The organism is Pedobacter sp. 01N416, assembly GCF_056399685.1.
The window spans coordinates 1-11,476 of record NZ_JBFTRT010000412.1 but is presented as its reverse complement, the minus strand read 5'-3'; the positions used below and the strand labels follow the sequence as shown (position 1 = coordinate 11,476).

The 11,476-nt window shown below is 37.6% G+C and carries 13 protein-coding genes and 1 tRNA gene; 10 read left to right on the top strand and 4 right to left on the bottom strand.

Annotation, left to right across the window (positions count from 1 at the left end; genetic code table 11):
* The 3 genes from AC1DND_RS20160 to AC1DND_RS20150 form a co-directional block, all read left to right on the top strand.
* Window positions 1–277 (top strand): IPExxxVDY family protein (locus tag AC1DND_RS20160; protein WP_477584346.1); only part of this gene is annotated, 277 nt, incomplete at its 5' end.
* A 147-nt stretch (window positions 278–424) separates the two neighbouring features.
* The gene (gene pyk, locus AC1DND_RS20155; protein WP_057931851.1) at window positions 425–1,855 is read left to right on the top strand and encodes a pyruvate kinase; all 1,431 of its coding nucleotides are present in this window, start codon (window positions 425–427) and stop codon (window positions 1,853–1,855) included.
* 88 nt (window positions 1,856–1,943) lie between these two features.
* Window positions 1,944–2,031: transfer RNA gene (locus AC1DND_RS20150), tRNA-Ser, on the top strand.
* 155 nt (window positions 2,032–2,186) lie between these two features.
* Here AC1DND_RS20150 and AC1DND_RS20145 read toward each other — a convergent pair.
* Complete coding sequence (locus tag AC1DND_RS20145) at window positions 2,187–2,693, bottom strand: hypothetical protein (protein ID WP_477584343.1); 507 nt, start codon at window positions 2,691–2,693, stop codon at window positions 2,187–2,189.
* 44 nt (window positions 2,694–2,737) lie between these two features.
* Window positions 2,738–2,905 carry a helix-turn-helix domain-containing protein gene (locus AC1DND_RS20140; RefSeq protein ID WP_477584349.1) on the bottom strand — a complete coding sequence of 56 codons (168 nt, stop codon included), beginning with the start codon at window positions 2,903–2,905 and terminating at the stop codon, window positions 2,738–2,740.
* A gap of 420 nt (window positions 2,906–3,325) precedes the next feature.
* Between AC1DND_RS20140 and AC1DND_RS20135 the strand changes: the two genes are divergently transcribed.
* From AC1DND_RS20135 to AC1DND_RS20115, 5 genes are all read left to right on the top strand, one after another.
* Entirely contained in the window at window positions 3,326–4,549 is a 1,224-nt protein-coding gene (locus AC1DND_RS20135; RefSeq protein ID WP_477584342.1) for a PEP/pyruvate-binding domain-containing protein, read from the top strand.
* A 115-nt stretch (window positions 4,550–4,664) separates the two neighbouring features.
* On the top strand, window positions 4,665–5,816 hold the full coding sequence (locus AC1DND_RS20130; RefSeq protein ID WP_477584340.1) for a PEP-utilizing enzyme: 1,152 nt from the start codon (window positions 4,665–4,667) through the stop codon (window positions 5,814–5,816).
* 305 nt (window positions 5,817–6,121) lie between these two features.
* Entirely contained in the window at window positions 6,122–6,844 is a 723-nt protein-coding gene (locus tag AC1DND_RS20125) for a DPP IV N-terminal domain-containing protein (RefSeq protein WP_477584339.1), read from the top strand.
* Window positions 6,775–7,980: an alpha/beta hydrolase family protein gene (locus AC1DND_RS20120; protein WP_477584347.1), complete on the top strand. Its 1,206-nt coding sequence runs from the start codon at window positions 6,775–6,777 to the stop codon at window positions 7,978–7,980. Before AC1DND_RS20125 ends, AC1DND_RS20120 begins: the two co-directional genes overlap by 70 nt.
* A gap of 101 nt (window positions 7,981–8,081) precedes the next feature.
* Entirely contained in the window at window positions 8,082–8,753 is a 672-nt protein-coding gene (locus AC1DND_RS20115; RefSeq protein WP_477584337.1) for an NAD-dependent epimerase/dehydratase family protein, read from the top strand.
* A gap of 88 nt (window positions 8,754–8,841) precedes the next feature.
* On the opposite strand, the gene AC1DND_RS20110 is transcribed toward AC1DND_RS20115, so the two are convergent.
* A complete protein-coding gene (locus AC1DND_RS20110; RefSeq protein WP_477584335.1) occupies window positions 8,842–9,600 on the bottom strand; it encodes a M57 family metalloprotease in 759 nt (252 codons plus the stop codon).
* 308 nt (window positions 9,601–9,908) lie between these two features.
* Here AC1DND_RS20110 and AC1DND_RS20105 point away from each other — a divergent pair, with 308 nt between their 5' ends.
* Window positions 9,909–10,226 (top strand): hypothetical protein, encoded by a 318-nt coding sequence (locus AC1DND_RS20105; protein WP_029274987.1) that lies wholly within the window; start codon window positions 9,909–9,911, stop codon window positions 10,224–10,226.
* Window positions 10,227–10,366: 140 nt separating this feature from the next.
* The gene (locus tag AC1DND_RS20100; RefSeq protein ID WP_051691638.1) at window positions 10,367–10,891 is read left to right on the top strand and encodes a DinB family protein; all 525 of its coding nucleotides are present in this window, start codon (window positions 10,367–10,369) and stop codon (window positions 10,889–10,891) included.
* An 89-nt stretch (window positions 10,892–10,980) separates the two neighbouring features.
* On the opposite strand, the gene AC1DND_RS20095 is transcribed toward AC1DND_RS20100, so the two are convergent.
* Window positions 10,981–11,160, bottom strand: coding sequence for a hypothetical protein (locus AC1DND_RS20095; RefSeq protein WP_057931837.1), 180 nt, complete (start codon window positions 11,158–11,160; stop codon window positions 10,981–10,983).
* Window positions 11,161–11,476 lie beyond the last annotated feature (316 nt).

The following is an 11,476-nucleotide window of genomic DNA, read 5'->3' as shown; positions in this document are numbered from 1 at the left end:
ATTTTTTAATATCGACGAACCAGCCTGGTGTTTCTCGAAATATTACTTTTTTGTAGAGCAAGGTGAGGTAGAATACTACTTAATTTGCAATAAAAGCAGCGATGGTTTTCTRATTCCTGAAATGAACAAAGTAGATTTTTTTATTATTATTAAAGAATTTATTGATAAGGAAGATTTGGATTATTTAATCAACGGTTTAAATAAATTGCCTGATATACAGGTAGCTGCAAAGATAGATCCGGCCAAGTTAAAGAGCCGTGAGAATTTGGTAATATAAAAATTATATACTTGGTGTATTAAATACACTATATTTGACGGTTACAAACAAAGAACAAAAGAACAAAATATATAAAATTTGATGCAGTTTGATTATTTTAGATAATAATTAATGCTTTAAACTGCATTGCTAAAATCAATTAATTAAATGAAACCTTTTCATTCGAGAACTAAAATTGTTGCCACGCTTGGGCCTGCATCAGCAAAACCAGATGTATTATATAGTATGTTTAACGCAGGTTTAGATGTTTGCCGCTTAAACTTTTCGCACGGATCACAAGCAGATCACCAAGCGGTTTTGGATACCATCCGCGATTTAAACAAAAAATACGATTATAATGTAGGTATCCTTGCCGATTTACAAGGGCCTAAAATCCGTATCGGTTTAGTAAAAGAGGGTGGTATTAACCTGATCAATGGTAAAACTACCGTAATTACTACTAACGAATGTATTGGTAACGAAGAACGTATTTACATTACTTACCAAAACTTCCCTCAGGATGTTCAGGCGGGCGAAATTATCCTTTTGGATGATGGAAAGCTTCAAATGAAAGTGATTTCTACCAACTTAAAGGATGAAGTAGTTTGTGAGATTGTTCACGGTGGTATTTTAACTTCAAGAAAAGGTGTAAACCTGCCAAATACTAAAGTTTCTATTCCTTCATTAACACCAGAAGACCGCGAAAACTTAGAATTTGTTTTAGAAAATGATGTAGAGTGGATCGGTTTATCTTTCGTACGTAAGGCAGAAGATATTATCGAACTTAAAAAAATTATTGCAGAGCGCGGTAAAACTGCCCGTGTAATTGCGAAAATTGAAAAACCAGAAGCCATTGCAAATATCGATGAGATTATTGCCGTAACAGATGGTATTATGGTTGCCCGTGGCGATTTAGGTGTTGAATGTCCGATGGAAGAAGTTCCATTATTACAAAAAATGATCGTTGCTAAATGTAGAGCAGCTTCTAAACCTGTAATTGTGGCTACACAAATGTTAGAGAGTATGATCACTACACCTCGCCCAACACGTGCAGAGGTGAATGATGTGGCCAACTCTGTTTTAGATGGTGCTGATGCAGTGATGTTAAGCGGCGAAACTTCAGTTGGAGAATTTCCATTGATCGTTATTGAAACCATGCAAAAAATTATCCAGAACATTGAGCAGAACAACTATCCTTTCAACCCTGATAAGTTTTTAAAACCAAAATCGCCTTCTTTCTTAAGCGATGCCATTTGCGATTCAGCTTGTTTCTTAGCGAAACAAACTAACGCGGTAGGTATTGTATCGATGACTTTAAGCGGTTACACTGCTTTCGAAATCTCAAGCCACCGTCCGGAAGCTTTAACCTTTATTTTTACCAGTAACAGGGCTTTATTAAACGCAGTAAGTTTACTTTGGGGTGTAAGAGGCTTCTACTATGATAAGTGGGAAAGTACCGATAACACCATTATTGAGGTTAACGAATTCTTAAAAAGCAAAAAATTGGTTAAACAAGGTGATATCATCATCAATACTGCCGCTATCCCAATGGAAGCAAAAGGTAAAACCAACATGTTAAAAATTACGGTTATAGATTAATTTCTAATATCATATTTATAAAATGCTCCTGATTTTAATCGGGAGCATTTTTTTTATCAATAAAAAATATACTTTTGCAATCCAGCACGGAGAGGTGTCAGAGTGGTCGATCGAGCACGCTTGGAAAGCGTGTGTACTGCAAGGTACCGCGGGTTCGAATCCCGCCCTCTCCGCCAGTTTAAATAACTAGGTTTATTAAAGGCTTTTAAAATAAATGATTGTTGTTTTTTTAGCTTTAACCATTTTAACTTCCAGTTTAAATATTAAAATTGCTTCTACAATAATGCAGCTTTTATATTGTTGAAGATATGCTTTTAAAAAAGTGGACACATTAAAAAACAGATTTGTTGAAAGCAATTTTCATTGAAAGGGGAAACGTGTTTTTGATAAACCCCATATACTTTAATACCGAAATTCCTTCTTTTAATTCATCGATGTTACTATAAAACCTACCTGACATCTTGTATTTCAATTTATGCTCTTTAACTAAATAAAAACACTTATAACTCCCATATTTATCTTTTACCACAGTGTCAGCATAACCATCGAAATAATTAAAAGGATAAGTTTTTGTGATGGGAAGTAAAAACATTTTAAAGGAAATTGTTTTTGAGTCGGGATCTATAACAGTCGTTTTATAGTTCAGTTTCATCTGCGCGATTATGTACAATGGTAAAATAACCGTAAGTAAAGTACTTAATAGACCTAAACCTGAAAATTGAGGTATAGGATGTTTGCCAAAGTGTGCCGCATAAAACAAAAACACACAAAGGATTAATAATCCTGTCATTACAAACTGGCCAATGAACTGATAATTGTCAAATTTTGATTTAATCATTCTTTAAATTATAGCTCACTAATATAAATTATTTATCCCTTTTTCTAATTAAAAGAATGCCTAAACTCCAAGGGCGATAAGCGCATTTTTGTTTTAAAGAATTTACTGAATGACTGTGGATGCTCAAACCCAGCTGGTAGGCAAATTTCACTCACCGACAATTCAGGCGTCGAAAGTTTTTCTTTTGCTTTTTCAACTAACTTTTCGTGAATAAGTTGCTAGGTATTTTGTCTAGTCAAAGCCCTAAGCATATCGCTTAAATAACGTGGCAAAACTTTGGCCTCTGCTGCGGGGTAATGCACCTAATTTTGTGTCCTTTTCTGTATTTCGCATAGTTGCAATAACGTTCTGGCATCTTCAATATTTAAGGCTGAGAAAAATTATTTGGAGGAAATAAGTGGATAATATAGTATTAATTATTGCCGCTTTGTTGTAAGGATAACGCCAATACTTCTACCATTATTGCGCTTGGAAAAATATAGTTAAAAAACGTTGTTTCGATACTTTATAGCTTCTATTTTTGGCTTTTTACTTCCTTTAAAATTGAGTTTAAGATGTTGATAAACAAAGCCGAACTGTTTTCGAATTGCTAAGGAAGAACTAAATATCTACCAGATAAAAAACGAAATAGAATGAGCAAATATGTAATTGGTTTTCAGGAAATCGACAGGTCTAATCTTTTAGAAGTTGGCGGTAAGGGCGCCAACCTCGGCGAATTATCAAAAATTGAAGGGATACAAGTGCCCGATGGCTTTTGCGTAACCACCGAATCGTATAAGAGGATAACCGAAAACAATCAAGAGTTAAATAGCTTGTTGAAAGAATTAGAAAACCTTAAAGTAGAAGAGCATTCAACGATCAGTAAAATTGGCGGAAAAATCCGGACACTAATCGAAAATTTACCTATTCACTATGATATATCCGAAAAAATTGAAAGTTATCTTAACAATTTTGACAAGCATGAAGCCTTTGCTATCCGATCTAGTGCTACCGCCGAAGACCTTCCATCAGCATCTTTTGCAGGTCAGCAGGATACCTACCTGAACATTATCGGAAAAACAGTCATCTTAAAACATATCAGCAAGTGCTGGGCATCATTATTTACCGATAGAGCGGTAATTTATCGCCTCCAGAACGGTTTTGACCATTGGAAAGTGCAATTATCTGTCGTTGTTCAGAAAATGGTTTTTCCGCAGGCAGCAGGAATATTATTTACGGCAGATCCGGTTTCAGGAAATCGGAGAATGTTATCTATTGATGCCAGTTTTGGATTAGGAGAGGCCATGGTTTCGGGCCTGGTAAATGCCGATAATTATCAGGTGTGCAGTGGCAGAATTATCAATAAAAAAATATCAACTAAGAAACTGGCTATTTATGCCTTAAAAGACGGTGGTACAAAATCTCAAGGGCTTTCAGCTGGAGAGCAAAATAGTCAAGTGCTTACAGATGAACAGATTTTACAGCTTGAGCAGCTGGGTAGAAAGATTGAGGAGCACTTCGGCCATCCACAAGACATCGAATGGTGTTTGGCTGATGGTAGGTTTTATATTGTTCAGAGTAGGCCAATCACTACATTATACCCAATCCCCGAAGGGAACGATCAGGGAAACCATGTTTACATATCTGTCGGACATCAGCAAATGATGACTGATGCCATGAAGCCATTAGGGCTATCGTTATGGCAGTTAAGGGCAGCCAGGCCAATGTTTAGTGCTGGCGGAAGGTTGTTTGTAGATGTAACGGATAGTCTGGCCACCGCAGCTGGGAGGACGAATTTATTAGATGCGATGGGGCAACATGATCCGCTCATAAAAGATGCATTGATCACCATCACAGAAAGAGGCGACTTTAAATGAGGCGTCAGTAGAAACACTAAAACAAAACATCCAAACGAAATCAGGACCAGGTCTTTTTGATTTTATCCTGGAAGACATCGAGCGATCAAAGAAGATGATATTTGATTCGCAACATATGGGGGTGATTATAGCCGCGATGAATGCTTCATCCTGGCTCAATGAAAAGATGGAAGAATGGTTGGGTGAAAAAAATCCGGCAGATACATTGTCTCAGTCGGCACCCAACAACATTACTTCAGAAATGGGCTTGGCATTATTGGATGTTGCAGATGTAATCCGTCCTTATCCAGAGATCATTAATTATTTACAAGAGGGAAAGGAGGATAATTTTTTAGATGACCTGATTCAATTTGATGGTGGAAAGGAAACGCGGAATGCAATCTATGCATATCTCGAAAAATACGGAATGCGGTGTGCGGGAGAAATTGATATTACGAACACACGCTGGAGCGAAAAACCATCGATATTAATTCCCTTAATCCTTAGCAATATCAAAAACTTTGAGCCCAATGCTGGTAAACGAAAATTTGAGCAGGGGAAACAGGAAGCTTTAAAAAAGGAAAATGAATTATTGAGTAGATTGGCTCATTTACCAGATGGTGAACAAAAAGCCCTGGAAACAAAGCAAATGATCAGTCTGCTCCGGAATTTTGCGGGTTATCGTGAATATCCCAAATACGGTATTGTTAACCGCTTTTTTGTTTATAAGGAGGCTTTACTAAAAGAAGTCGAAAAACTCGTAGATGCTCATGTTTTTCATGAAAAGGAAGATAGCTATTACCTCACTTTTGAAGAACTTTGTGAAGTGGTACGCACGCATCAAGTTGATTACCAGCTTATTGTTGAACGAAAAGAAGAGTACTGCAAATACGAGAAACTTACGCCGCCACGGGTAATTACCTCTGATGGCGAAGTTATTACGGGTAAATACAATCGCGAGAACCTTCCGGCAGAGGCAATTGTAGGTTTAGCGGTTTCTTCAGGAATGATTGAAGGACGGGCACGCGTAATCCTAAACATGGAAGATGCCGATCTGGAAGATGGAGATATACTGGTTACCTCATTTACCGACCCAAGTTGGACCCCATTGTTCGTCTCAATAAAAGGCCTGGTTACCGAAGTTGGGGGATTAATGACACATGGTGCCGTGATTGCAAGAGAATATGGCCTGCCGGCGGTGGTTGGCGTAGAAAATGCCACCAAACTGATCAAAGACAGGCAGCGTATTCGAGTTAACGGAACAGATGGTTATATAGAGATCTTATAACCTCCTTGCTGCTCTTTCTGGCGACCAACGGCTCACAAGAATAACCTTGTTTACACATTTCTATTATCAAAAATATCTTTCAGGTAAACGTCCAGGGTAACCAAAAGGTAACCAAAGGGTTAACATGGTGCAAAATAAATTGTATGATAAAAAAAATTGTGGAAAGCTATACTCCCAGCGCTGTGCCCTTCACGCCTCTCTCCGTATTCTTTGTGGTTAAAAACGATATACCACCTAAATTTGTATCATGATTAATACTAATCATTTCCTAAAACAGTCTTATTTTTAGCGCAAGATTAACTAACATGATGAATAAATATTGGCTTACCGTAACGGCTTGTACTTTGGCCATTACCGCAAATGCTCAGCAGAAGTCCCTAACCGTTAAAGATTACGAAAGGGCGGAATGTTTTATGAGCTATAATACCGCAAAGTATATCGACCATGCCAGCGTGCAACCTAACTGGCTGGAGCATGATAAATTCTGGTATACTACTAAAACGAATGGCACTGAACAGACTTTTTTGGTAGATCCGGTAAAGAAAACAAAAACTTTAACTACCGATTATAAAGGCAGTGCAACACCATCTCGACGTGGGGCCAGCCGGAATGAAGTTCTATCTCCCGATGGAAAAAAAGCCATTTTAATTAAAGATTATAACCTTTTTGTTAAAGATATAGCCACTGGAAAATTAACGCAATTGACCACTGACGGCATTAAGGATTATGGTTATGCTACCGATAATGCAGGATGGAAACATAGCGATGCGCCAATTTTGCGCTGGTCGCCAGATTCGAAAAAGATAGCCACTTTCCAACAAGACCAAAGAAACTCGAAAGATATGTATCTGGTAACCACAAATGTGGGCGCGCCAGTATTAAAAGCCTGGAAATATCCTTTACCAGGCGATAAACAGATTGCAACCATTAGAAGAGTGGTGATTGATGTAGAAAAGAGATTATCTGGTATTCGGAAAGAGATAACTGGGGTCATTTATACTTATATGATGCTACCAATGGAAAATTGAAGAACCAGATTACGAAAGGCGATTTCGTAGTTACCCGTTTAGTTAAAGTAGACGAAAAAACACGTACGCTTTACTTCATGGCCAACGGCCGCGAAAAAGGAAATCCTTATTTCAGCCATTTATACAAAATCGGTTTCGATGGAAAAAATTTAGCATCGTTAACCCCCGAAGAAGGTAATCATCAGGTGGTATTTTCTCCATCGTTCGAATATTTTGTAGACACTTATTCACAACCAGATGTACCAGCCGTTACGGTTCTAAGAAGTATCAGCGGAAAACTGATCAACACCTTAGAGAAAACAGATGTATCCAGGTTAACTGCTACAGGCTGGAAAGCTCCTATCCCCGTTTCTGTTAAAGCCAAGGATGGTAAAACTGATATCTACGGGCTGGTTTTCACACCGACAAAAATGGATGCTGGCCAGAAATATCCAGTTATCGATTATATTTATCCAGGTCCTCAGGGTGGTAGCGTAGGCAGTTGGTCTTTTGCTGCCTCACGTGGCGATAATCAGGCTTTGGCCGAGCTAGGCTTTATTGTAGTGGTAATAGAAGGGACCAGTAACCCAGACCGCTCTAAAAGTTTTCATGATATGAGCTATGGCAATATGGCTGAGAATACTTTACCCGATCAGATAGCGGCTATCAGGCAGCTCTCTGCTAAATATCCTATTGATACGACAAAAGTCGGTATCTGGGGACACTCGGGCGGAGGTTTTGCCACAGCTGCGGCCATGTTCCGTTATCCGGATTTCTTTAAAGTAGGAATTTCCGAATCAGGTAATCATGACAATAGAAACTACGAGGACGATTGGGGCGAACGTTACAATGGTTTGGTAGAAAACGCCGATTATGAAGCACAAGCCAACCAGAACTATGCTAAAAACCTAAAAGGGAAACTGATGTTGGTTCATGGTATGATGGATGATAACGTGCCGCCTTACAACACATTATTGGTTGTAGAGGCATTAGAAAAAGCAAATAAATCTTTCGATCTGGTTATTTTTCCAAATAGTGCACATGGTTATGGTGAATACTCACCTTATATGATGCGTCGTCGTTGGGATTATTTTGTACAACATCTTTTAGGAACAGAACCACCTAAAGATTATCAAATGAAAGCCAGTGTAAAATAACTTTAAGAGCAACCTAATCAGTTGCTCTTTTTGTTTATATTACCTTAGCAATGAAACAAAGTACCTCTTTTTTAGCTTTTGTTTATTAAGCAAATCATATTATGGGAAAAACCAGAGATCAGAATAATGTAATCATAACCGGTGCTACTGGGATGGTTGGCGAAGGGGTATTAATGCAGTGCCTAAACAGCCCTGAAATTGATACTGTTTTAGTGATTAACCGCAAGCCATGTGGTTATAGCCATCCAAAGCTTAAAGAGATCATCCATCCCGATTTTTTCGATTTTTCGCAGATTGAAAATCAGCTTTCGGGTTACAATGCATGTTTTTTTTGTTTAGGGATTACTTCGGTAGGTGTTAATAACGATATCTATTACAAAATGACTTATACGCTAACCATGCATGTTGCAGAAACGTTAAGTAAGCTAAATGAGGGGATGACTTTTTGTTATGTTTCCGGTGGAGGAACCAATGAAAATGGACGGTTGAAATGGGCACAGGTAAAGGGTAAAACAGAGCATGATTTAATGAAATTGCCTTTCGGGCAGGTGTTTAATTTTCGCCCGGGTTTTATTAAGCCGCTGCCAGGACAAAAATATGCCCATAAATTTTATAAATATATCAATTGGTTATTTCCTATTGGAAGGGCCGTTTATCCAGATGGGTTTTGCACTATGGCCGAACTGGGCAATGCCATGATTAATACTTTAAACCATAATGGCGAGCGGAGGATTTTAGAAGGAAAAAACATTATTGCCTTGTCAAAAGAATAAGCCCGGGTGCTGCAATGAGCTCCCGGGCTTATAATTATCAGCTCCTTATAGACCAGTTTAGGTTTGTTTAGTTGTTTTTTAGCAAATTTTAATATAATACAGCAGTAGCATCTTTATCTTTTTGCGATAATACTGTGGCACCCGATCCACATTGGCCACCATTCATAAGAGATAAGGCATCCGTTCCGGTAACACCAGGAACATTTGTAGCGGTCGATTCGCCCTGAGCTGCCCAGTTGGTATGTCTGAAAGAAATACAGTGACCGAATTCATGGCATATTGTTCTGGCACGTTGGGCAAACGAATTACCAGCAATGTAATTTTTATTGATTTTAACCAAAGCACCTGCACTTCCTCCCGAAGGGAACTGTCCTTGCCCACAAACACCATTTCCTAAATTTTCATCTTTGATCAGGATATCATAAGGTGCTGTAGTTACCACGCTAAAACGTAAGGTCGAATTTGGAACACCATTCCATTGCGCAATAGCACTATTGATCTCGCTGCCCATAGAAGTCATAGACGGATCTACAAAAATTCTAATGTTTAGCTTTTTAGTGCTGTTTACAATGCTTCCGGTATAATACTGCTCAGTTTTAGCGCCAGCGCCATTAGCAGGGATTTCCATGTTTTTGGGGAATGTAATATCTTCTTCTACGATAAATTCATTTCCATTATCAACAATACTTGTTGCAGGGAAGCCCAGGTCTTTAATGTACTGCAAAACTTTGTCCGAATTTTTTACCGTTTCTTGAGGCTCAGTGATCGATTCCTGATTTTTTTTACAGGCTGCAATTACCACTGCCACCATGGCAACGATGGCAATCTTTTTTAGATTATTTTTCATGAAGTTTAAGTTAGTTAAGTCCTTTCGGAGCTGATAAACAAATGTAACAGAACTTGTTACATTAATTTTGGCTGTAGGATAATTTTACACGAAAACATAATCAATATGCTTTGTAATGTTTTAAATTTATGTTTGTATTTAAAAATTTACATAAACAATCTGTTTTATCGATAATATTTTAGTTAAATAAGAGTCGTCAAAGAAAAACAAGATTAATTCCATGTCGCTTACCAACCAAAAAAAACATACTACCGGTTAATTCTTCTTACCTTGCCAAATTATGGCCAAAAAAGCCCAAATTTTATAATATGCAAAATGAGAGTATAGCCTTACAGGCGAAAGTGTTTTTATATCATTTAAACAATGCCAACAACGAAAATGGTTTTCGGACCAAAGAATCGTGGAAGTTTAGCCAGGTAAGTGAGCAGGGAAAGGCAGAAATAGAGCACGATTTCTTCCCTACGGTTTCTGTTCAGGTAGACCCAAAAAAGATACATGATTTTGCAGCAAGCGTATTATCACAGCTTAAGGAACAACCTAAAATTAATGTGCCAGATCTTAATGTTAGTATCCAAACCGGATCAGAATATTTTATTGCTTTTTCTCCTGACAGGATGATCAGGTAAGAGGGGGAAATGCATGATGGGAAATGTAAACTGAAATGAAGAAAACACTTTATTTTAAAAATATTTTTATGTTGATTTTTACACTGCCATAGGGTTGTCAGTCGCCTGTATTTTCTTTGTGTAACTAAAACAAAAAAGACATGGTACAGGAACAATTATTCGCAGAAACAATGGAAGAAACTTCCCTTGTGTATTTAATGAAAAATTATGCAAACTATAATTTCTGGGCAAATTTAACCTTGGTAAATTGGTTAAAAAATCATCCTGAAGAGTTATTGGAGCAGGAAGTATTATCGAGTTTTAAAAGTGTGAAGTTAACGCTTGCCCATATTTTACAGGCACAGGAGTATTGGTATTCAATTCTCACTAAAACCGAATTCGAATTTCGCGAATATGGAAGTTTGAATGATATTTTTAATGCGCTGTTGAAACAGTCAGAAAACTTAGCCGTTTATATTACTGCAATCAGTGAAGATAGATTTAATGAGAAAACAGAAATTCAAAGTCCTTGGTTTACTTCCGACTTTCAGAATTTTGAATATGTGTTACATGTGTTCAACCACAGTACCTACCATCGTGGCCAGATCATTACCATTTGCCATAATTTAGGAATAACGGGTGCCCCTATGACGGATTATAATTTCTATAATGTAATGGCGAAATAAAATACCATTCGTTAAATAATGACTTGTCGGAAAATCTCATTCAATAAGGATCTTCCGACAAGCTTTTTGGTATATTAAGTTGCCTATAGTTACTTTTTGTTATCGTATTTTCTTTGATTGTCCTTGTTGGAAGTTTGATCTGACCGTTGACCGCCTCCATTGGTTATTCCCTGGATTTTTTTATCTGTTTTAACATCGTGGTTAGCTCTGTCAGCTATTGAACTGCCCTGAACTGTTGGATTGTTTTTTGGTGTGCTCGTATTTTTCATAACTCAAAGATTTAGTGAATAATTGCAAAGCGCTATGATAACAACCAATGTGGGATTGGATATGTTTTGATTTTTTGAAATTCTAATATTTCTCATGGCGTAGTCCGTCATCCCCAACTTGATCGGGAATCGTAATGCAATAAGCTTTAAGATTCTCTCCTTCGAGGGAATGACGCTCGACTAAGGAAACCTAGTACAACAAAAATATGGTAGGCTGTTTATGAAGATCTATCTCCTCTTTGCGCCAATTATAAACACTTTGAGTTTTAATAAATTCATCTTCTGCAGTAAGATTGCTAGCTACACAAACCTGTGT